The organism is Hymenobacter cellulosilyticus (genome assembly GCF_022919215.1).
Lineage (GTDB): Bacteria > Bacteroidota > Bacteroidia > Cytophagales > Hymenobacteraceae > Hymenobacter > Hymenobacter cellulosilyticus.
In genome coordinates, this window is the sequence record NZ_CP095046.1 from 1,061,781 (window position 1) to 1,082,879 (window position 21,099).

Annotated in this window: 16 protein-coding genes and 1 pseudogene; 12 read left to right on the forward strand and 5 right to left on the reverse strand. The window is 57.1% G+C overall.

Annotation, left to right across the window (positions count from 1 at the left end; translation table 11 throughout):
* The first annotated feature begins 123 nt into the window (after nucleotides 1-123).
* The 3 genes from MUN79_RS05275 to MUN79_RS05285 all read left to right on the forward strand — a co-directional run bounded on the left by MUN79_RS05275 (nucleotide 124) and on the right by MUN79_RS05285 (nucleotide 7,055).
* The gene (locus MUN79_RS05275) at nucleotides 124-2,553 is read left to right on the forward strand and encodes an efflux RND transporter permease subunit (RefSeq protein ID WP_244676722.1); all 2,430 of its coding nucleotides are present in this window, start codon (nucleotides 124-126) and stop codon (nucleotides 2,551-2,553) included.
* 150 nt (nucleotides 2,554-2,703) lie between these two features.
* Nucleotides 2,704-6,144 (forward strand): isoleucine--tRNA ligase, encoded by a 3,441-nt coding sequence (gene ileS, locus MUN79_RS05280; RefSeq protein ID WP_244676723.1) that lies wholly within the window; start codon nucleotides 2,704-2,706, stop codon nucleotides 6,142-6,144.
* A gap of 263 nt (nucleotides 6,145-6,407) precedes the next feature.
* Nucleotides 6,408-7,055: a lipoprotein signal peptidase gene (locus MUN79_RS05285; protein WP_244676724.1), complete on the forward strand. Its 648-nt coding sequence runs from the start codon at nucleotides 6,408-6,410 to the stop codon at nucleotides 7,053-7,055.
* A gap of 178 nt (nucleotides 7,056-7,233) precedes the next feature.
* Here the strand turns inward: MUN79_RS05285 and MUN79_RS05290 are convergent, their stop codons facing one another.
* Nucleotides 7,234-8,220, reverse strand: a complete 987-nt coding sequence (locus MUN79_RS05290; RefSeq protein WP_244676725.1) for an aldo/keto reductase — start codon at nucleotides 8,218-8,220, stop codon at nucleotides 7,234-7,236.
* 243 nt (nucleotides 8,221-8,463) lie between these two features.
* Here MUN79_RS05290 and MUN79_RS30655 point away from each other — a divergent pair.
* From MUN79_RS30655 to MUN79_RS05320, 7 genes and pseudogenes are all read left to right on the forward strand, one after another.
* Nucleotides 8,464-8,852, forward strand: a pseudogene (locus tag MUN79_RS30655) (ATP-binding cassette domain-containing protein); the annotation flags it as partial.
* On the forward strand, nucleotides 8,853-10,244 hold the full coding sequence (locus tag MUN79_RS05295; protein WP_311136753.1) for a dipeptide ABC transporter ATP-binding protein: 1,392 nt from the start codon (nucleotides 8,853-8,855) through the stop codon (nucleotides 10,242-10,244).
* Between the two features lie 112 nt (nucleotides 10,245-10,356).
* On the forward strand, nucleotides 10,357-10,995 hold the full coding sequence (locus MUN79_RS05300; protein ID WP_244676726.1) for an ATP-grasp domain-containing protein: 639 nt from the start codon (nucleotides 10,357-10,359) through the stop codon (nucleotides 10,993-10,995).
* Nucleotides 10,996-11,211: 216 nt separating this feature from the next.
* On the forward strand, nucleotides 11,212-13,758 hold the full coding sequence (gene rnr / locus MUN79_RS05305; protein WP_244676727.1) for a ribonuclease R: 2,547 nt from the start codon (nucleotides 11,212-11,214) through the stop codon (nucleotides 13,756-13,758).
* Nucleotides 13,759-14,004: 246 nt separating this feature from the next.
* A complete protein-coding gene (locus MUN79_RS05310) occupies nucleotides 14,005-14,976 on the forward strand; it encodes a polyprenyl synthetase family protein (RefSeq protein ID WP_244676728.1) in 972 nt (323 codons plus the stop codon).
* 142 nt (nucleotides 14,977-15,118) lie between these two features.
* Nucleotides 15,119-15,763 (forward strand): rhomboid family intramembrane serine protease, encoded by a 645-nt coding sequence (locus tag MUN79_RS05315; protein ID WP_244676729.1) that lies wholly within the window; start codon nucleotides 15,119-15,121, stop codon nucleotides 15,761-15,763.
* A 116-nt stretch (nucleotides 15,764-15,879) separates the two neighbouring features.
* Entirely contained in the window at nucleotides 15,880-16,152 is a 273-nt protein-coding gene (locus MUN79_RS05320) for a PLD nuclease N-terminal domain-containing protein (RefSeq protein WP_244676730.1), read from the forward strand.
* A gap of 78 nt (nucleotides 16,153-16,230) precedes the next feature.
* On the opposite strand, the gene MUN79_RS05325 is transcribed toward MUN79_RS05320, so the two are convergent.
* Nucleotides 16,231-16,851 (reverse strand): DUF2939 domain-containing protein, encoded by a 621-nt coding sequence (locus MUN79_RS05325; RefSeq protein WP_244676731.1) that lies wholly within the window; start codon nucleotides 16,849-16,851, stop codon nucleotides 16,231-16,233.
* Between the two features lie 210 nt (nucleotides 16,852-17,061).
* Here MUN79_RS05325 and MUN79_RS05330 point away from each other — a divergent pair, with 210 nt between their 5' ends.
* Nucleotides 17,062-17,928, forward strand: a complete 867-nt coding sequence (locus MUN79_RS05330; protein WP_262922989.1) for a glycerophosphodiester phosphodiesterase family protein — start codon at nucleotides 17,062-17,064, stop codon at nucleotides 17,926-17,928.
* Between the two features lie 336 nt (nucleotides 17,929-18,264).
* A complete protein-coding gene (locus MUN79_RS05335) occupies nucleotides 18,265-18,651 on the forward strand; it encodes a helix-turn-helix domain-containing protein (RefSeq protein ID WP_244676733.1) in 387 nt (128 codons plus the stop codon).
* A gap of 113 nt (nucleotides 18,652-18,764) precedes the next feature.
* Here MUN79_RS05335 and MUN79_RS05340 read toward each other — a convergent pair whose 3' ends face one another.
* From MUN79_RS05340 to recF, 3 genes are all read right to left on the reverse strand, one after another.
* Nucleotides 18,765-19,328, reverse strand: a complete 564-nt coding sequence (locus MUN79_RS05340) for an acyl-CoA thioesterase (RefSeq protein WP_244676734.1) — start codon at nucleotides 19,326-19,328, stop codon at nucleotides 18,765-18,767.
* Between the two features lie 193 nt (nucleotides 19,329-19,521).
* Complete coding sequence (locus MUN79_RS05345) at nucleotides 19,522-19,839, reverse strand: DciA family protein (protein ID WP_244676735.1); 318 nt, start codon at nucleotides 19,837-19,839, stop codon at nucleotides 19,522-19,524.
* Between the two features lie 89 nt (nucleotides 19,840-19,928).
* Nucleotides 19,929-21,038: a DNA replication/repair protein RecF gene (gene recF, locus MUN79_RS05350; protein WP_244676736.1), complete on the reverse strand. Its 1,110-nt coding sequence runs from the start codon at nucleotides 21,036-21,038 to the stop codon at nucleotides 19,929-19,931.
* Between the last annotated feature and the right edge of the window lie 61 nt (nucleotides 21,039-21,099).

Consider the following 21,099-nt stretch of genomic DNA (forward strand, 5'->3'; position numbering starts at 1 on the left):
AGTGGGGGCGGGCCGCAGAGCCGGAACCCGTTAGGTTTACCGCTTGGCGGGTGCCGGCAGCCCGAGTTGTATCATCCTTCTACCAGCCAGTCATTGCGTACCTTTGCTAAATTTTAGCGGCCTATGTGGAGTAAACTCACCTTATTCAATATCAAGCACCGGCGGATACTGATTCTGCTCCTGGCCGCTATTACGGTGTTCATGGGCTGGCACGCCCGCAAGGTGGAAATGACCTATGACTTTGCCCAGGTCGTCAGCCCCGACGACCCGGACATGGTGTATTTCCAGCAGTTCAAGAAAACTTTCGGCGAAGACGGCAACGTGTTCGTGCTGGGCTTGCAGGACAGCAGCGTGTATGAGCTCGGCAACTTCAACGAGCTGCGCAACCTGACCGAAACCCTGGGCAAGGTGCAGGGCGTGAGCGGCGTTTTGTCGGTCACCAAGCTCATCAAGCTCGAAAAAGACACCAGCAACCAAAGCTTCCGGGCCAGCCCCATCTTCAAGCAAGCCCCGCAAACCCAGGCCGAGCTGGACTCCCTGATGCGGGTGGTGAACCGGCAGGAATTCTACAAAGGCCAGCTGATTTCGCCTACCACGGGTGCTACGCTGCTGGCTCTGACCATGGACCCCAAGTTTCTGAACTCCTCGAAGCGCGAAGGCGTGATGAAGGAAATTCTGGCCCATGCCGAGCGGTTCCAGCAGAAAACCGGCATCCGGATGCACTACGCCGGCCTGCCCTACGTGCGCGCCACGATGACAACCAAGGTAGCGGCCGAAATGAAGCTCTTCGTGGCCCTAACGGTGGCCATGATGGCCATTACCTTGTTCCTGTTTTTCCGGACCTGGGCTGCCGTAGTCTTCCCCATCCTGATTGTGCTTATCGTGGTGGTATGGTGTATCGGCTCCATGGTACTGATGGGCTACAAAATCAACCTGCTCACGGGTCTGATACCGAGTATTATCATCGTTATCGGCATTCCGAACTGTACCTACCTACTCAGCCGCTACCACTACGACTACCGCAAATCGGGCAACCAGGTGCTGGCTATGACCCGCGTGGTCAGCAAAATCGGCCTCGTGACCTTGATGAACAACACCACCTCGGCCATCGGCTTTGTGGTGTTCTGCTTCACCAACATTGCCATTCTGTTCCAGTTTGGGGCCGTGGCTACCATCAATATTTTCGTGGCCTTCCTGGTCTCGTTTATCCTGATTCCGATTGTCTTTACTATCCTGCCCCCGCCCACGCCCAAGCAGCTGGAGCACCTCGACGCTACCCCGCTGACCAAGCTGCTGGAGTTTTTCGAGCACCTCGTGCTGGAGCGCCGCGGCATGGTGTACCTGGCCGCTGCTGTGATGATGGCCTTGGCTATTGGGGGCGTTACGAAGGTAAAGTCGGTGTCGTACATGGTGGATGACCTGCCCAAGGACAGCTCCGTCAACTCCGATTTGAAGTTCTTCGAGCAGCATTTCAACGGCGTCATGCCCCTGGAAATCGTGGTGAATACCGGCTCGAAGCGGGGCATCATGAAGCTCAAGAACCTGGAGAAAATTGACCGGTTCGAGAAGTTTCTGCGCACCCAGCCCGTGCTGACTACGCCCGTGAGCATCGTGACGTTCTTAAAGGCTTCAACCCAGGCGTTCTACAACGACAACCCCGAGTATTACCGCCTGCCCGACAACTCCGAGAAGAATTTTATCCTGAGCTACCTGGCCCATTCCCAGGGCAAGGCTGGTGGCGGCCTAGACAGCAAGCTGATCCGCTCCTTCACCGACTCTACTGGTCAGAGTGCCCGCATTTCGCTGAAGATTGCCGACATCGGCTCCCGCAACCTCGACACGCTGCTGACCAACCAGATTCGGCCCCAGATCAAGGAGATTTTCAACGGCACGGGTATGGACGTGAAGCTCACCGGCACCACGATTCTGTTTACCAAGGGCAACGAGTATCTGATCAACATGCTCAAGGAAAGTCTGCTGATTGCCTTCGGGCTGGTGGGCTTGGTGGTGCTGATTCTGTTCCGCAGCATCCGGGCCGTGTTCTTCACGTTGCTGCCCAACTTCTTCACCTTGCTGCTCACCGGCGGTATTATGGGCTACTTCGGCATTCCGCTCAAGCCCAGCACGGCGCTTATTTTCAGCATTGCCCTGGGCATCGACGGCGACAACAGCATCCACCTGCTGGCTAAGTTCCGGCAGGAGCTGGCTGCCAATGGGCACCGTGTGCGGGCCGCCATTAGCACCACGCTCAGCGAGGCCGGCACCAGCATGATTTACACCAGCATTGTGCTGTTTCTGGGCTTTTCGGTGTTTGCCTTCTCTGAGTTCGGTGGCACCAAGGCCCTGGGCCTGCTTATGTCGGCCTCCCTGCTGATTACCAACTTCTCCAACCTGATTCTGCTGCCTTCCCTGCTCGTTACCTTCGAGCACGGCAAGGATGAGAATATCAACGAATCCTTCATTCAGCACTTCGACCACACGTACCACGAGGAAGACGACGACGCGGAAATCAATCTGCGCCGCATCCCCTTGCAGAAGAAGCTGGATTCATAGTTTTTTAAATACTCTGGTCATGCAGAGCGTAGCGAAGCATCTCGCGTGCTGACGTTGCCCTACTTTTTCCAACGGCGCGAGCAAGATGCTTCGCTGCGCTCTGCATGACGTTCTGATTTAGCCTACGCTTCACGCGACAACACCCCAACAATGAACTACCCCGAATACAAGCAGCCGCTCAACTACGGCCAGGTCGGCACCGATATCCTGGCGTGGTGGAAGCAGAACGGCATCTTTGAGAAAAGCGTGAGCACCCGCGAAGGGCAGCCCACCTTCGTGTTCTATGAAGGTCCGCCTTCGGCCAACGGCGCCCCGGGCATTCACCACGTCATGGCCCGCACCGTGAAGGACATCTTCTGCCGCTACCAGACCCTGCTGGGCAAGCAGGTCTCGCGCAAGGGCGGCTGGGACACCCACGGCCTACCCATCGAGCTGCAGGTGGAAAAGGAGCTGGGCATCACCAAGGAGGATATCGGCAAGAAAATCAGCATCGAGGACTACAACCAGCGCTGCCGGGAGACTGTCATGCGCTTCAAGGCCCAGTGGGACGACCTCACCGAGAAAATGGGCTATTGGGTAGACCTCGACGACCCTTACATCACCTTCGAGCCTGAGTACATCGAAAGCTGCTGGGCCCTGCTCAAAAAGCTCTACGACAAAGGCCTGCTCTACAAAGGCTACACCATCCAGCCCTACTCGCCGGCCGCCGGCACGGGCCTCAGCTCCCACGAACTCAACCAGCCCGGCACCTACCGCGACGTGAAGGACACGACCATCGTGGCTCAGTTCAAGGTGAAGCAGGACGAGAAGTCGGAGAAGCTATTTGCCGGCGCCGTCGAGGTTCCGACCTATATCCTGGCCTGGACCACCACGCCCTGGACCTTGCCCGCCAACACGGGCTTGGCCGTGGGCAAAAACATCAGCTACGTGCTGGTGCGCACCTTCAACCCCTACACCTACGCCCCCATCCGGGTGGTACTGGCTGAGGCGTTGGTAGGCCGTCATTTCTCGGAGAAAGCCAAGGACGCTTCCCTGGAAGACTACAAAGCCGGCGACAAAGTGCTGCCCTGGCGCATCGAAGCCACCTTCAAAGGCTCCGACCTGGTTGGCGTTACCTACGAGCGGCTGTTCGGCCACGACAAGGGCTTTCCGGCCTTTGAAGGGGAGGAGCGGGCCTTCCGCGTCATCAACGGCGACTTCGTAACCACCGAAGACGGTACCGGCATCGTGCACATCTCCCCCACCTTCGGCGCCGATGACTTCCGGGCCGCGGCCCTGGCCGACATTCCGGCCCTGCTGGTAACCGACGACGAAGGCAAAATCAGCCCCATCGTGGACCGCACCGGCCGCTACGTGGCTCAGATGGGTGAATTTGGCGGCCGCTGGGTGAAAAACTACGACGGCCACGACCAGAGCGGAGCCGACTACAAGACCCTCGATGAAAGCATTGCCATCCGCATGAAAGGCGACGGCACGGCCTTCAAAGTGGAGAAGTACGAGCACACCTACCCCCACTGCTGGCGCACCGAGAAGCCCGTGCTCTACTACCCGCTCGACTCCTGGTTTATCAAGACTACGGCGGTGAAAGACCGGCTTATCGAGCTGAATAAAACCATCAACTGGAAGCCCGAAAGCACCGGCACCGGCCGCTTCGGCAACTGGCTGGAAAACCTGGTCGACTGGAACCTGAGTCGCTCGCGCTACTGGGGTACGCCCCTGCCCATCTGGCGCAGTCAGGACGGCTCCGAGGAAATCTGCATCGGCTCCATCGAGGAGCTCAGCGCCGAAATCGACAAGGCCGTAGCCGCCGAAATCATGACCCACAACCCCTACCGTAAAGTGGATGGCAACTGGGTAATGGCCGATGGCAACGAAGCTGAGTCGACCAAGAAAATCGACCTGCACCGCCCCTACGTGGACGATATTTTCCTGGTGAGTCCCACCGGCCAGGCCATGTACCGCGAAACCGACCTCATCGACGTGTGGTTCGACAGCGGCGCCATGCCCTACGCCCAGTGGCACTACCCCCTGGAAAACGGCGAGAAGTTCAAGCAGAATTTCCCCGCCGACTTCATTGCCGAAGGCGTGGATCAGACTCGCGGCTGGTTCTTCACGCTGCATGCCCTGGGCGTAATGCTGGAGGATTCGGTAGCCTACAAGAACGTCATGGCCAACGGTCTGGTGCTCGACAAAAAAGGCGAGAAGATGAGCAAAAGCAAGGGCAACGCCGTGGACCCGTTTGCCACCATCAGCCAGTACGGCCCCGACGCCACCCGCTGGTACATGATTGCCAACGCCCAGCCCTGGGACAACCTTAAGTTTGACCTGGCCGGCATCACGGAGGTGCAGCGCCGCTTCTTCGGCACGCTCTTCAACACGTACTCGTTCTACTCGCTCTACGCCAACCTCGACGGCTTCCAGGCCACCGAAACCGGCCGCGTGCCCCACGCTGAGCTCAGCGAGCTGGACCGCTGGATTCTGAGCAAGCTGCAGTCCCTCATCCTCGAAGTGCGGGGCTACTACGATGGCTACGACCCCACCAAGGCCGCCCGCGCCATCCAGGATTTCGTCACCGATCAGCTTTCCAACTGGCACGTGCGCCTCTCGCGCCGCCGTTTCTGGAAGGGCGAGCTGACCACCGACAAGCGCGCTGCCTACGAAACCCTGCAGGAATGCCTCGTGACCGTAGCCCAGCTCATGGCTCCCATTGCGCCCTTCTTCGCCGAATGGCTCTACAAGAACATGACCGACGGCCTGCGTCAGGAAGGCAACGCCCAGCGCTGGACTGCCGAATCGGTGCACCTGACACTGCTCGTGGACGCCGACGAAGCCCGCATCGACAAGGCTCTGGAAGAGCGCATGGAGCTGGCCCAGCGCATTTCTTCGCTCACCCACTCGTTGCGGAAGAAGTCGGTGCTGAAGGTGCGCCAGCCCCTGCAGCGCATCCTGGTGCCGGTGCTGAACGACACCACGCGGGAGCAGGTCGGCAAGGTGGAGGATTTGATCTGCGCCGAGGTGAACGTGAAGCACGTGGAGTTTCTCGACGATACCAGCGGCGTGCTGGTGAAGTCGGTGAAGCCCAATTTCAAACGCCTGGGCCAGCAGTACGGACCCAAGCTGAAGGTGGTAGGGGCCCGGATTCAGCAGATGACGGCCGAGGAAATCAGCACGCTCGAAAAAACCGGGCAGCTGGCCGTGGAAATCGGGGGCGAAACCTATACCCTGGCCCCCGACGACGTGGAAATCCGCACCGACGACTTGCCCGGCTGGCTCGTGGCCACCGATGGCCCCCTCACCGTGGCCCTCGACGTGACCCTGACCGACGAGCTGCGCCAGGAAGGCGTAGCCCGCGAATTGGTGAACCGTCTACAGAACCTGCGCAAGGACAGCGGCCTGGAAGTGCAGGACAAAATCCGCGTAACGCTGCAGCAGCAGCCCGAACTGGAAGCCGCCGTGCAGTCCTTTGGCGACTATATCCGGGAGGAAGTTCAAGCCCTGGCCCTGGATTTCGCGCCCGAAATCAGCGGCGGTTCGGTGCTCGAATTCGACGAGTATAACGTGCCCGTACAGCTGGAAGTCGCAAACGGCTGAGCCTAAGGTGCCAACCGACTTTGCAGAAAGGTCGGTTGGCACATCGGCGCACAAAGCGTTGAAGCGGACCGGAAAATCAGCTCAAAAGGGCATAAAACGCCCGAAAAATATATACCAGAGGCAAGGAGGAAGGCCCAGTCGTTTCGCGCAGGAAAGTCTAAAATTCTTCGTCACTTTGTACCCGGGGAGGGAAGAGGTTCCGAAGCTGACACTACGTCAGCCCGACGTCTCACTTCTCACTTCTAACCTCTCACTTCTCAGAAATGAAGTACTGGAAATACTACCTGCTGGCTTTGCTGGTCATCGTCATCGACCAACTTTCGAAGTGGGCCGTGCATACCTACATGGAACCCGGTATGGCGGGCGAAATTTCCCTGCTCGGCGACTGGGGCAAGCTGCATTACACGCTGAATCCCGGCATGGCTTTCGGCGTGGAACTGCCGCCGCCTTACGGCAAAATCCTCCTTACCAGCTTCCGCTTGGTGGCGATGGTCGGCATCAGCTACTACATCTACAAGCTGTGGCAGCGCCGGGCCATTCCCGGCTACATTGCCTGCGTGGCCCTGATTCTGGGCGGGGCCGTCGGCAACCTGATTGACTCGATTTTCTACGGCGTCCTCTACGACAACGCTCCGTTTGGCGTGCCTACGCCCTGGTTTCACGGCCAGGTTATCGATATGCTGTTCGTGGACTTCCCCGACGGTTTTTTCCCCATTTCCTGGCCGCTGGTAGGAGGGAAGATCATTCCTGACTTTCCCATCTTCAACATCGCCGACTCCTGCATCTTCATCGGCGTGGTGCTGATTCTATTCAATCAGAACAAGTTTTTCGCCGAGGAAAACGCTGTTGCGGAAGCTCCAAGAGCCACTGAAGTGCCCCGCCACGATGCTGAAACGTCGGAAGTGGTGTAAGACAGTCTGCTAAAAGCAAAAAGCCCGCTGGAGCAATCCAGCGGGCTTTTTTATTGATTTTTGAGAACAGTCATGTCGAACGAAGGGAGACATCTTGCATGCTGATCTTTGATTACCAACCCAACGACGCCACGCGAAACGTCTCCCTTCGCTCGACATGACCTTCTACAAGCTCATTTTACCACGTATAGTGCACCAGCGGCCGGATACGCTGGTCGTAGATGGCGCGTACCTGCTGCATCTGCTCGTCGGTAATGGCGGGCAGTTCGGCCGCCTTGAGGTTCGATTCCAACTGGCTAGGCTTGGAAGCGCCGGGAATTACGCAGCTTACCTCGTCGAACATCAAGACCCAGCGCAGAGCTATGGGCGCCAGGTTGGGCTGGTCAGGAAACACCTTTTTAAGCGCTTCTACGGCCTCCAGGCCTACTTCGTAGTCGACGCCCGAGAACGTCTCGCCTTTGTCGAAGGCGGCCCCTTCCCGGTTGAATTGACGGTGGTCGTCGGCTGAGAAGGTCGTGTCGCGGGAGAACTTGCCGGTGAGTAGGCCGCTGGCCAGGGGCACGCGCACAATCAGGCCCACGTTGTGCCGCTTGGCTTCCTGGAACAGCAGCTCTTGGGGCCGCTGCCGGAACATGTTGAAGATAAGCTGGATGGAGCACACGTTGGGGAAGGTTAAGGCCTTAAGCCCTTCTTCCACCTTTTCCACGCTCACGCCCAGGTGCCGGATCTTGCCCTCTTCCTTGAGCCGGTCGAATACTTCGAAGATTTCGGGGCGGTAATAGACCTCGGTAGGAGGGCAGTGAAGCTGAATCAGGTCGATGGTATCGAGCTGCATGTTGCGCAGGCTTTGCTCTACAAACTTGCGTAGTGCCTCGGGCTGATAGGCGTCGTTGGTGTGGGGCTGCAGCTGCCGGCCGCATTTGGTGGCCACGTACACCTGCTCGGAACGGCTGCGTACGAGCCGGCCCACGGCCTTTTCGCTTTCGCCGTCGCCGTACACGTCGGCCGTGTCGATGAAGTTGATGCCCCGGTCCACGGCGGCGTTCAGAATCTGGTCAGCGTTTTCGTGGCTGAACGGGTCACCCCATTTGCCTCCGACCTGCCAGGTGCCAAGGCTGATTTCGGAAACGGAAAGGTCGGTTTTACCTAGTTTACGATACTGCATGTTGAGTGGAAGTAATGTCTTGGGTGTGTTGTTGGGCTAAATAAGCCATACGTAAGCCCCGTCCGGCAAGCTACGGCCCGCCTGCCTATCTTTACCGATTGTCGTCCCGAATTTCTGTTTCCCGTGCCTGAGCCCATTCTGTCCGTCCGCAATCTGACTATCGACTTCCGTTCCCACCGCGGCGACGTGCGGGCCGTACATGACGTGTCCTTCGACCTACACCGGGGTGAAACCGTGGCCATCGTGGGCGAATCCGGCTCGGGCAAGTCCGTTACTTCCCTGGCCTTAATGGGCCTGATTCCGATGCCGCCCGGCCGGATTGCTTCGGGCACGGCGCAGTTTCACTCCGAAGCCCTGGGCGAAGTCGACTTGCTCCAGCTTCCGGATCAGCAGCTGCAAAAGGTGCGGGGCAACGACATCAGCATGATTTTTCAGGAACCCATGACGTCCCTGAACCCGGTCTATACCTGCGGCAGCCAGGTGGTAGAAGCTTTGCGCCTGCATACCACGCTCAGCCAAAAGGAAGCCGAGGCCCGCACGGTGGAGCTGTTTCGCATGGCCCAGCTGCCCCGCCCCGAGAAAATCCTGAACGCCTACCCCCACGAAATCAGCGGGGGCAGAAGCAGCGCGTGATGATAGCCATGGCCATGGCCTGCAACCCCGCCATCCTCATTGCCGACGAGCCTACCACCGCCCTCGACGTGACGGTGCAGGCCCGCATGCTGCAGCTCATCGACGAGCTGCGCCGCCAGCACAACACGGCCGTGCTCTTCATCACCCACGACCTGGGCGTGGTAGCCGAAATTGCCGACCGGCTTCTGGTCATGTACCGCGGCCGGGTAGTGGAGCAGGGCCCCGTGCTCGACATTTTCACCAACCCCCAGCATCCTTACACCAAAGGCCTGCTGGCTTGCCGTCCCAAACTCTCAGTGGGCCGGCAGTGGCTACCCGTAGTAGCCGATTTTATGACCGAGGACGCGGCCGGCAACCTCGTGGAAAAACTCACGCGTTCCACGCCGGAGAGCTCAACTATTGCCGTAACTGCTACCTCTGATAACATTTCTCTTGAAACCACCAAAACGTTCCCCGTGGAACAAAATGAGGCGGTTTTAGCCAGCGAAACGAAAGGGGAGGTGCTCAACCAAGCTCTAGCAGTCGAGGCTTCACGTTCAGCTTCAACCACCCATTCCGACCCGCTCTTACGCGTTGAAAACCTGAACGTCCACTTTCCCATTCGCAAGGGCTTCTTCAACCGCAAGCCCGAGTTCGTGCGGGCCGTGGACGGAGTCAGCTTCGACATCTTCCGCGGCGAAACCGTGGGGCTGGTGGGCGAGTCGGGCTGCGGCAAGACCACGCTGGGCCGGGCGCTTTTGCGACTGGTGGAACCAACGGCCGGCCGCATCCTGTTCGAAAAGACGGATCTGGCAAGCTTGCCCGCCGGCGAGCTGCGCAAACGGCGCAAGGAATTTCAGATGGTCTTTCAGGACCCCTACGCGGCCCTCAACCCGATGATGACCGTGGGGGAGGCCATCCTGGAACCGATGCGGGTGCATAGCGTGGGTGGCAGCCGGCAAGAGCAAAAAGCTCGGGTGCTGGAGCTGCTGCGCACCGTGGGTTTGAAGGAAGAACATTACCTACGTTACCCGCACGAATTCTCGGGTGGCCAGCGCCAACGGATTTGCATTGCCCGGGCCCTGGCCTTGCAGCCCAAATGCATCGTCTGCGACGAGTCGGTGTCGGCCCTCGACGTGTCGGTGCAGGCCCAGGTGCTGAACTTGCTCAACCAGCTCAAGCGCGACTTCGGCATCACCTACCTTTTCATCACCCACGACCTGTCGGTGGCCCGCTTCATGTCCGACCGGCTCTTGGTCATGAGTCAGGGCCGGATTGTGGAAAGCGGCCCGGCCGCCGACGTCTACGCCAACCCCCAACACGACTACACCAAGCAGCTGCTGGCCGCCATTCCCAAAGACGAGCCCAGCGACATCCGCGCCGCCGTAGCTCGCCGGGCCGTGGAAGCGTAGCCAAACCTTTAATGCAAATCATTTACCCTCCTTACCCTATCAGCCGACTACCATAGACCCACTATGGGAGCCGGAGTATGCCTGGGTCCGCGCCAATGGTTTTGACGCAGCCTTGTTCGATGTTGAAACCGATAAGCTCCTGCCACGCCTTGCCGGAACTACTCCGGCTCTGTATCGGGGTTGGATGTTGTCGGCGGCCGAGTACGAACAGCTGGCTCAACGCACCCCGTTGCTGGTAAGCCCGGCCGAGTACCTGTCCTCCCACCAGGCCTCGGGCTGGTATGACGCCATTCGGGAATTCACCTTTGACAGCTCGTTTCAGCCCGCGGCGCAACTACCGGACTTTTCCGCCGGCCAGCGCTACTTCGTGAAAGGCCTGGTCAAATCCTTCGGGCCCGATTCGGTTGTGGCCAGTACCGAGCAGTGGCAGATGCTGATTCAAAAGCACGAATTATCCACTACCGATGTTCTATTCGTGCGGACCTTCACGGAGCTGCTGCCCGACTCCGAGCGGCGGTTCTTCGTAGTGGCTGGTGTGGCGTATGGCGCACATGGTGCCAAGCTGCCTGCCGAGCTGCAACCAGTCCTGGCCTTACTAGCTCCCCGAAACTTCTACAGCCTGGACATGGTGCTGACTGCTGCCGGTAGTAGCGTAGTGGTGGAAGTCGGCGACGGGCAAGTGTCTGACATCAAGGAATGGACCCTGGCCGATTTCGGGCAGACCGTTCTGCGGGCTCTTGCTGCGCTGTAGCAACTCCGGCGGCGCATATAGTTCTTCTCGAATTTATTTCGTAGTATCCTTTGTCTGCCGCGCCACAGCTTTTTGGCCGCGGCCAAAACCCGGCCGCTTGGGCCGCGTTCAAATCAACATTCAACCCCCGCGCCTGACCAACCGCGTCAGCCGTAATTTCCACTTACCTGCGCCGCCTGCGAAACCGAAAACAACTGGCGGCACCCTTATTTTCTAATGAAGAAAAAAGAAGAATCCGAGGCTCCCCGCGCTTCCGCGAAAGCCTCCCGCGCGCCTAAAGCCGCGCCTGCCCCAGTAACGAAAAGTCTGGTGTACCGCATTTTTGCCGACAACCCCGGCAAAGTATTTTCCTACCGCCAGCTCTCCCGCCGCCTCGGCGTGACCACCAAGGAGCAGCGCGAAGACGTGTTCATTCACCTTAAAACCCTGCGCAACTCCGGCCAGCTGACCCACCTCCAAAACGACGACTACCGCCTCTCCGACCCCGAAGCCCAGAAGGTACAACCCCTGGCTGCCGAGCGTCCGGACCACGGCAAGAACGCCGTGAAAGGTGGCCGCCCTGTGGAGGCTGAGTTCGGCAACGACCCCATCGTGCGCCGCCGCCGCACCCAGGGCTTCGACGAGCCCGGCGACGGGCAGCCGACGGCTAAACCACAGTACCGGGAGCGGGGCCAGGAAGGTCCCGACACCATCACCGGTACCGTGGCGTTGGCTACGAGTCAGTACGCCTTCGTCATCTCGGAGGAAAGTGAAACCGACGTGCGCGTCTTCACCGACCGCCTCAAGTTTGCCATGCAAGGCGACACGGTCCGCATCCGCCTGCGCGGGCAGCGCGACGGCCGCCCCGTGGGCGACGTGGTGGAAGTAGTGAACCGGGTGAAAACCGAAATCGTGGGTCAGCTCAAACTGCAGGGCGGCTTCGGCTTCGTGTCCCCTGACCACCGCAAACTCTACTTCGACGTGTTCGTGCCCTTCGAGGCTCTGCATGGTGCCAATGATGGCGAGAAGGTCTTGGTCAACATCACCGAGTGGCCCGAGGATAGCACCCGTCACCCCGTGGGCGAAATCGTGCGCAGCTTCGGTCCGGCCGGCCAGAACGAGGCCGAGATAAACGCCATCATGGCCGAGTTCGGTTTGCCCTTCGAATTCCCCGCCGACGTGGAGGAAGAGTCCGAAGCCATTCCCGACCAGATTCCCGCAGAGGAAATTGCCAAGCGCCGCGACTTCCGCCCCATCACCACCTTCACCATCGACCCCGCCGACGCCAAGGACTTTGACGACGCGCTGAGCGTGCAGAAGCTGGAGAACGGGCACTGGGAAGTCGGCGTCCACATTGCCGACGTGACCCACTACGTGACGCCTGGCACCATGCTGGAGAAGGAAGCCAAGCATCGCGCCACCTCCGTCTACCTCGTCGACCGGGTGATTCCGATGTTGCCCGAGCGCCTCTCCAACGGCGTCTGCTCCCTGCGGCCCCACGAAGACAAGCTTACCTTCTCGGCCGTGTTTGAGCTCGATGAGAAGGGCAAGCTTTACGACTCGTGGTTTGGCAAAACCATCATTCACTCCGACCGCCGCTTCTCCTACGAAGAGGCTCAGGAGCGAATCGAGAGCAAGGAAGGCGACTATGCTGAGGAGATAAATCTGCTCAACGACATGGCCAAGAAGATCTGCGCCGAGCGGTTCCGCAAGGGCGCCATCAGCTTCGAAACCCAGGAAGTGAAGTTCCGCCTCGACGAGAACGGCAAGCCCCTGGGCGTGTATGTGAAGGAGCGCAAGGACGCCCACAAGATGATTGAGGAGTTCATGCTCATGGCCAACCGCAAGGTGGCCGAGTTCGTCTACAAGCTCAAGAAAACCAAGCCGCGCTTCACGATGGTGTACCGCGTGCATGACGCTCCCGACGCCGACCGGCTCCAGAACTTCGCCCTCTTCGCCCAGAAGTTTGGCCACACCCTGGACCTGACCAATCCGAAAAAGCTCAGCACCGAGCTCAACGATTTGTCGACCGAAGTCATTGGCCGCCCCGAGCAGAACGTCATCCAGACCCTGGCCGTGCGCACCATGTCCAAGGCCAAGTATACCACCGAGCCCATGGGGCACTTTGGTCTGGCCTTCGAGCACTATTCGCACTTCACCTCACCCATCCGTCGCTACCCCGACATGATGGCCCACCGCCTGCTGGAGCACTACCTGCAGGGCGGCAAGAACGTGAAGGTGGAGCCCGTGGAAGAAGAGTGCAAGCACTCCTCCGAGCGCGAGAAACTGGCCGCCAATGCCGAGCGCGCCAGCATCAAGTACAAGCAGGTCGAGTTCATGGCCGACGTCATCGGCGAGCAGTTCAAGGGTGTTGTGTCGGGCCTGACCGAGTGGGGACTCTACGTCGAAATCGAGGAGAACAAGTGCGAAGGCATGATCCGCCTGAGCGACCTGCCCGGCGACTTCTACGAGCTCGACAAGGACAACTATCGCCTCATCGGGCAGCGCAACAAGAAGATCATTCAGTTCGGCGACGAGATTCAGGTAGTGGTGAAAGCCGCCAACCTGCTCGACCGCACCATCGACTTCGAGGTCGTTGACAACCGTCCCGACTACGTGAAAGACCGCGAGAAGGAAGAACGTGGCAGCCGTGGAGGCCGCGGTGGTGACCGTTCCGACCGGGGCCCGCGGGGCGAGAAGCCCAGCGGTGGCCGCGGTGGCAAAGGTGGTGGCCGTCCCGGTGGCGGAGGCCGCAGCGGCGGTGGCGACAAGCGCCGACGTTAACCTGCTTTAGGCAGAAGGCGTGTCATTGCGAGCAACGTGAAGCAATCCGTCCTCTGCGAAGGTAGTCATGCCCTTTACTTACAAAGCCCTTTCTCGTCGTGACGGGAAAGGGCTTTTCGTTTCAAGAGGCTATGGCTTCGTCCCTGCCAACGCCGCGTTGGTCTTGACCTGGGCCCCGTAACCGGCTCAGTGCTTCCCCAACTCATCTGTTCCCCGTACCTTTCCGGCGCACCCTTTTGATTACCTGTGGACCTTTCGTATTTCTCTAATAAAATCACCGCCGCCCTGGCGCAGCAGCGCTACGGCGAAGCCCCCGAAACCCTTTACGAGCCCATCCGCTACATCATGGCTTTGGGTGGAAAACGTATCCGGCCCCTGCTCACTTTGCTGGGGGCCCACCTCTTCACCGACGACCTAGACCCCATTATCAAGCCGGCCCTGGGCACCGAGGTCTTTCACAACTTTACCCTGCTCCACGACGACATCATGGACCAAGCCCCGCTGCGCCGCGGCCAGCCCACGGTGCACGAGAAGTGGAATTCAACGGTGGCCATTCTTAGCGGCGACGTGATGCTGGTACGGGCCTACGAGCTGTTCCTGGACGTGCAGCCCGAACTGCTGGCGCCCGTGCTGCGCCGCTTTAGCCAGACGGCTGCCGAGGTCTGCGAAGGCCAGCAATGGGACATGAACTTCGAGACGGAAGGGCAGGTCACTATTGAGCAGTACCTGGATATGATCCGCCTTAAGACAGCCGTGCTGCTGGGCTTCTGCCTGGAGCTGGGCGCCCTGCTGGCTGGTGCTTCCACCGAGGCTGCCGACCACCTGCGGCAGTTTGGCACCGACATCGGTCTGGCCTTTCAACTGCGCGACGACCTGCTCGACGTGTACGGCGACGCGGCAACCTTTGGCAAGCGCGTCGGTGGCGACATCGTTTCGGACAAGAAAACCTTCCTGCTGCTCACGGCCCAGGCCCAGGCCAATGCTCAGCAGAGTGCCCTGCTGGCCCAGCACATTGGGCAACCTGTGACCGATGCAGAAGCCAAAGTGCGGGCCGTGCGGGCCGTGTACGATGAACTCAACGTCCGGACCCAAACCGAAACCCTGATTAATCAGTACTTCCAGGATGCTCTCCAGCACCTCGACCGGGTAAACGTGCCAGCCGAGCGCAAAGAGCCCCTGCGTGGTGTAGCGCTGCAGCTGCTGGAACGGGAAAGCTAAGCCTGGTCAAACCGTGCCTTTTTAAGCCCTTCACGAAGACTTGGCTCGATAAGCCGAGTCTTCATTCGTTCTAAGGCTTAGCAGACGCTTAGACGGCCTTAAAATCATTTTTTCTTCTCTTCACCTCCGACCCCAACTACTCATGCTTACTCTCGATGCTCCCATCGTGCTGCTTGTACTCACGGCTGGCATCTCCATCTACGCCTGGTCCAATCAGGATTTTATGGAAAGCTGGATTCTGAATCCGCTGCGTATGCGCCAGCACGGCGAGTGGTACCGCCTGCTTACGTCCGGCTTTCTGCACGCCGACTGGATGCACCTTATCTTCAACATGATTGCCTTCTACTCGTTTGGGCAGATGGTGCAGAACATTCTGGTTGCCAACAGCGGCACCAGCGTGGGCCTGCTGCAGTTTCTGGGGCTCTATCTCGGCGGCATTATCATCTCTGATTTGCCCACCTATTTTCGCCATAGCACCGATCCTTCTTACCGCAGCCTCGGCGCCTCGGGCGGGGTAGCGGCCGTCATTTTCGCCAGCATCCTCTTCAATCCCGTGGGCGCGGAAGGCGAGGGCATACGCATCTTTCCCATCCCTATTCCCATCAAGCCCTTCATCTTCGGTTTTCTCTACCTAGGCTATTCCTACTACATGGGCCGGCGCCGAGGCGACAACATCAACCACGACGCGCACTTCTACGGTGCGCTCTACGGTATTATCCTCACCCTCGTCTTTGTTCCTGAGGTAGGGCCGCACTTTTGGAGTGAAATCCAACGGTTTGTATTTTAACTTATTGATTATCAGTAATTTGTGTATATAGAACTGAGCCGATTATATCTATTCGCGAAGTCATGCGTAAAGAGCGGCATATTCTCGTCCTTCTCTCTACCAACACCTGACTCCTCATGAATAAGATTGCTGCTCTCGCCAACCGTTTGCCGGTTACTGCCTTTCTGCTTGCCCTCTCCACTTCGCTGATGACGGCCTGTTCCGGAAGAAGATCCGACGGTTCGCTAACCATCTTCGGGGTTGCTTACCTCATCCTCGCCGTGTTGGCTGTAGTAAGCTTGATTAAGCAAGACTGGTCCATCGGTAAGAAGATTGTTTGGGGCCTCATCATTTGGTTCTTCCCCTTCGGTGGCTCTATCATCTACTTCCTCTTCTCGGGGCGCAAGTAGCAGCCTTTGGCAATACAAACAGAAAGCCCCGCCACATGATTGTGGCGGGGCTTTCTGTTTTATTACTGAGCCGATTTATTACCGCTTCAGCAGTCGGTCTTTCTCCAGTCGGGCTACGTGCTTCAGAAGCTCGCCGGTATTGGTGATTTCCTTCACTTGCCAGTAGTCGCCCTTGTCCTGCATCTTCACCTCAATGACCATCGTGGTGTCGTACTTGGGCTGAGTAATCTCGATGCCTACCAGCGCATTTTCACCCTGCTCGTTCACGTACTTGATGTCCTTAAACTGGCTATCGGTGCTCACTACTTTGCTTGCCAATCCCGCCAGCGAAACCTTTACCAGGCGGTCGGGCTGAGCCGCGGCGGCCGCTTCCAGCGAGCCCGATTGCACGTAGTTCTCTATCTCCTTATGCGCGGCTTTCGATAGCTGGGGCTTCAGCAGCCGCAGAGCTCCTTTGAAAGCGAAGGAGCCTGGGTTCAGCAGGCCCAGTGCCGAGCTCTGGCTTGTTACTTGGTCCACTAGACTGCCCGTCACACTACTCACGTCCACGTAGCGCTCAAAAGCAGCCATATCATGGTTCTGGGTGGCTTTGGCGGCCTGCATCAACGAGTACTCGGGCCCCGTGGTCAGGCTGCGGTAATACAGATAACCACCCACACCCAACACTGCGAGGAACAGCAACAGAACGATCTTTTTCATAAAGTGCAAAAGAAGAGATTACGAGGTTAGAGGCGCAAAAATATTGCTTTTGCTACCTAATCAAGTGTTCCTGAAATTCTACCTCGCAAATGCTTTGCATCAGCAGCCGTTGGCATTGGTTGTGGCTTAATTAGACCGCTGTGGGGCGCTTTGCCTGGTGTACCAGCACTTGGGTTGGTCATTGAGACCCAAGGCCGCGTAAGATAGGCTATGAATGGTTCTGCTCTCTTTACCGGTCGGTCTCTCCCTGAAGTTCACGGGCATCGGGGTTGCCGGGGTTTGTTGCCCGAGAATACGCTGCCTGCTTTTGCCTACGCCACCGCTTTGGGTGTGGATGTGTTGGAACTGGATGTGGTTATTTCTGCCGACAAGCAAGTGGTTGTTTCGCATGAGCCCTGGTTTTCGGCAGCCATCTGCCGCCTACCCTCCGGGGAGCCAATTGATCCTGCCCAGGAGCTACAGCACAACCTTTACCAACTTACCTACTCTCAAATCCGGCAGTACGACTGTGGCCTGATTCGGCATCCTAGCTTTCTGGAGCAACAGTCTGTGCCAGCATATAAGCCTCTTCTGCGGGAGGTGATTCAGCAGACAGAAGCTCAGGTTTCCGCTCTTCCTAGGCAGCCTATGCGGTATAGCATTGAGCTAAAAGCAGAGCCAGCCGGCGACGATATATTCCATCCGCAACCCGATGAATTTGTGGCGTTGGTCCTTGCCGTGCTAGGAGAGGAGCGGGTGCTGGAGCGTGTCACGCTACTCTCGTTTGACAAGCGAATTCTGCAATGGGCCCGCCAGCTTGTACCCGCCCTTTCCTTGTGCTTACTGGTCGAAGACGAACAACCTTTGGCTGAGCACCTCACCGAATTAGGGTTTGTGCCATCGGTCTTCGGCCCTAATTATTCCCTGCTTACTCCCGGCCTGCTGCGCGAAGTACAGTCTCATAGAATGCGCCTCGTGCCCTGGACAGTGAACGATGAATCAGCCATGCGGCAGCTGGTCAAGCTCGGCGTTCATGGCATCACCACAGATTATCCTGACCGGCTTCTTAGGGTGTTTCGGGAAGAGTACACTGACTAGAAATGCTGCACACTGTCCAGAACATCCTTACTGCCCTTGAAACACTGCGCTGTAAGCCTGAACGTGCTTGACAGGAAAGTACGTGTCCAAAAGCTTCTCTGAATCGATTTGAGCTATTGTTCGCATCATGTTACACGATACTAATTACAAGTTGCATACGATTGTAAAGCGTCGCTGTGTAATGTTTGCTTGTAAAGTGTAAATAGGTTCATGTTACAGTTCTTGTTTTGTAACAGTATTACATTGTTTGCGTCTGTATGTTATTACAGACACTTTTTGTTTCATTGAAACACTTTTGACATCTTTACACTCTGCCCTCATTACAACCCGCCATCTATGCCGCATCAAGGCGAAATCCTTCAGGAAGCTATTAAAAACAGTGGTATTTCCATCACTCGCATCGTGGAGGAGCTTGGCATCACCCGTCCTACTATCTATCGTAAATTCAAAGAGGATAGTTTGGATTACGCATTTGTAAAGCGAGTTGGGGAAATCATCGGACATGATTTTTCGGACGATTTTACTGCTTTACAACAAACTGTATTACCGTTTACTGCTACATCTGTAACACAGTCTTCGCCTGTTTCTGTAACACCCCGTTCAAATGTGTTACAAACTCCTGATTCCGATCCTGTAAAGCAGCTTATGGCGTTACAAACTAAGTATATAGCGCTCCTAGAAGCCTATAATGAGTTGCTTATGAAGGTGTACGGCCCTAAATGACAAAAATGTTCCACGTGAAACATTTTTGTCACTCCAACTGTAGGGCATCTTCTTTATAGCGAGCTGAACTTAGGACAGCGAGATACAGCAAAGGGCTTGAGCTTTGGCTCTGCTTAATACACAATTTGACAGCGCTCCTGCTGGAGCAGATACATCTCCTGGTGCACGGCCAGTGCCGACAAGGCGTTGTCAAACTCAGCCTTATTACGCTCCCGGAACTCGCGCCTTTTGATGGCCTCCAAAAAGCGCCGACTGTCTTCTGGTGTTTCAAGGGTAAGTCCAGGAACCGCAGTAGGGCGTCCCGAATCATCCTTGGCGACCATCGTGAAATAGGAGGTGTTGGTATGCTTGACGGACCCACTGCGGACGTCCTCAGCAATGACCTTGATGCCAACCAACAGGGAGGTCCGACCGACGTAGTTAACCGAGGCCAGCAGTGATACCAGCTCGCCAACCTCAACCGGCTGCAGAAAATTAACTCCGTCGACACTGACGGTGACGCAGTAGTTGCCGGCATGTTTGGAGGCCGCGGCATATGCTACTTTATCCATTAGCGAGAGTAGGATGCCACCGTGAATTTTGCCCCCGAAATTGGCATAAGAAGGAATCATTAATTCGGTGAGGGTGACGCGCGAGTAGGAGACTGGGCGAAACTCAGGCAAGTGCGTATTTAGCATAAGTAGGGGAGGGGAAGAGAAGAAGTGAAGTTAAAGGGCAACGAGTAGTGCCGCGAGTTGAAAAGCTAGCTCACCTAGCTATGGACAAAATAAAAGCTCCACAATATCTTGTGGAGCTTTTATTAGAAAAGGGAAAACGATTGAGTGGCTATAGTGTACTAAAGCAGTTAAAGTGGGCCTGCCGAACGAAGACTTATAAGAAAACAACCTCTTTAATAACCTGCTCCCCAACCTCAGCATTGATCAGGTCGAGAACCCGGGTTTTGGCCATCACCAACTCATGCTTTAAAGGAGCAGAGCTGAGGCGGACGAAAAGCTTTCCTTGGCTGATGTATACCTCCTGCGTTTTGAGGGCCACAGCCTTGCCCATGATTCGCTCCCAGCTAGAAACCACTACCGTTTCATTGAGCTTGCCTTGGATACGATAGGCCTTAAGCAAAGCAGTGATACCCTCCTTTAGAGTAAGTACATCGGCTTTGCGGGAATTTTCGGGCGAGTTATACTTTTTCAAAACCACTATATATAATACGCGCGAACTGATGAGCTGCAAAGAGCAAGAGCAGCCATTTTGGGAAGTGCAAAGATAGAGTAGAAGCTAAACTAAAGGGCCGTGACGTGGCCACTTTCTACTCGGAACCGACTGATCTGTTCTGACAGGTTAGCCAGGGCCCGGTCGGTGCGCTCCAGGTGGGTATCGGTTAGAAAGACCTGCCCAAAGGTTTGATCTGCCACAAGCTGAAGCAGGCGGGTGATGCGCTTCTCATCTAACCGGTCGAAAATGTCGTCGAGAAGCAGGATGGGCTTATGCTGCTTGCGGGTAGCCGCTATTTCGAACTGGGCCAACTTCAGCGCAATGGCATAAGACTTCTGCTGACCCTGGGAGCCATAGTTTTTCACGGAGACACCATCCATCAGGAATACGAAGTCGTCTTTATGCGGGCCCACGGTAGTGCGCTGCAGGGCCAAGTCTTTGCGCTCGAAGGTGCGTAGCAAGTGCAGAAAGTCAGCATCGGGCAGCTGACTCTTATAGTCTAGGGTAACTTCCTCCCGGCTGTCGGCAAGCTGCTGGTAGTGCCGCTGGAAGATAGGCGTGAAGTCGGCCAGGAACTGCTGGCGTAACTCTACCAGCTGAGTGCCCACCGGAGCTAGCTGCTCATCTATGACCAGAAGGTAGTCGCGGTCGTAACCCTGGCGGTCGGCGGCTTGCTTGAGTAAGGCATTGCGCTGGCGCAGGATGTGGTTATATTGGATGAGTAGTTCAAGATACTCGTGGTTGAGCTGAGAAATCAGGCTGTCGAAATAACGGCGGCGCTCCTCGCTACCCTGCCGGATCAGGTCGGTATCGTAGGGTGAAATAAGCACCACCGGGAAGCGCCCGATATGATCGGAGATACGGTCGTAGGCTTGCTTGTTGTGGGTCACCGCTTTCTTCTGCCCGGCCCTGAGGCTGCACTGAATGGTTTCTCGCACGTCGTCGGGCGGAGTGCAGAACCGGCCTTTTACCACGAAGAATTCCTCGCCCTGTTTTATGCTCTGGGCATCGGAGCTGGTAAAAGCACTTTTGGTCAAGGCCAGGTAATGGATGGCATCGAGCAGATTGGTCTTCCCACTGCCGTTATCTCCTATAAAACAGTTGATATGGGGCGAGAGCTGAAGCGTCGCCTCATCGTAGTTTTTGAAGAACAGCAGATGTAGAGTTTCAAGAATCATTCAGGTTCGGAATTGCAATCCTTTTACGTACTTTCGCATCCCAAACGCGAACAACCGAGAG

Bases quoted from the DNA above. Each gene is read 5' to 3' on its own strand.
- MUN79_RS05275 (WP_244676722.1), top strand. From the start codon at position 124: ATGTGGAGTAAACTCACCTTATTCAATATCAAGCACCGGCGGATACTG.
- ileS (WP_244676723.1), top strand. From the start codon at position 2,704: ATGAACTACCCCGAATACAAGCAGCCGCTCAACTACGGCCAGGTCGGC.
- MUN79_RS05285 (WP_244676724.1), top strand. From the start codon at position 6,408: ATGAAGTACTGGAAATACTACCTGCTGGCTTTGCTGGTCATCGTCATC.
- MUN79_RS05290 (WP_244676725.1), bottom strand. From the start codon at position 8,220: ATGCAGTATCGTAAACTAGGTAAAACCGACCTTTCCGTTTCCGAAATC.
- MUN79_RS05295 (WP_311136753.1), top strand. From the start codon at position 8,853: ATGATAGCCATGGCCATGGCCTGCAACCCCGCCATCCTCATTGCCGAC.
- rnr (WP_244676727.1), top strand. From the start codon at position 11,212: ATGAAGAAAAAAGAAGAATCCGAGGCTCCCCGCGCTTCCGCGAAAGCC.
- MUN79_RS05315 (WP_244676729.1), top strand. From the start codon at position 15,119: ATGCTTACTCTCGATGCTCCCATCGTGCTGCTTGTACTCACGGCTGGC.
- MUN79_RS05320 (WP_244676730.1), top strand. From the start codon at position 15,880: ATGAATAAGATTGCTGCTCTCGCCAACCGTTTGCCGGTTACTGCCTTT.
- MUN79_RS05325 (WP_244676731.1), bottom strand. From the start codon at position 16,851: ATGAAAAAGATCGTTCTGTTGCTGTTCCTCGCAGTGTTGGGTGTGGGT.
- MUN79_RS05330 (WP_262922989.1), top strand. From the start codon at position 17,062: ATGAATGGTTCTGCTCTCTTTACCGGTCGGTCTCTCCCTGAAGTTCAC.
- MUN79_RS05335 (WP_244676733.1), top strand. From the start codon at position 18,265: ATGCCGCATCAAGGCGAAATCCTTCAGGAAGCTATTAAAAACAGTGGT.
- MUN79_RS05340 (WP_244676734.1), bottom strand. From the start codon at position 19,328: ATGCTAAATACGCACTTGCCTGAGTTTCGCCCAGTCTCCTACTCGCGC.
- recF (WP_244676736.1), bottom strand. From the start codon at position 21,038: ATGATTCTTGAAACTCTACATCTGCTGTTCTTCAAAAACTACGATGAG.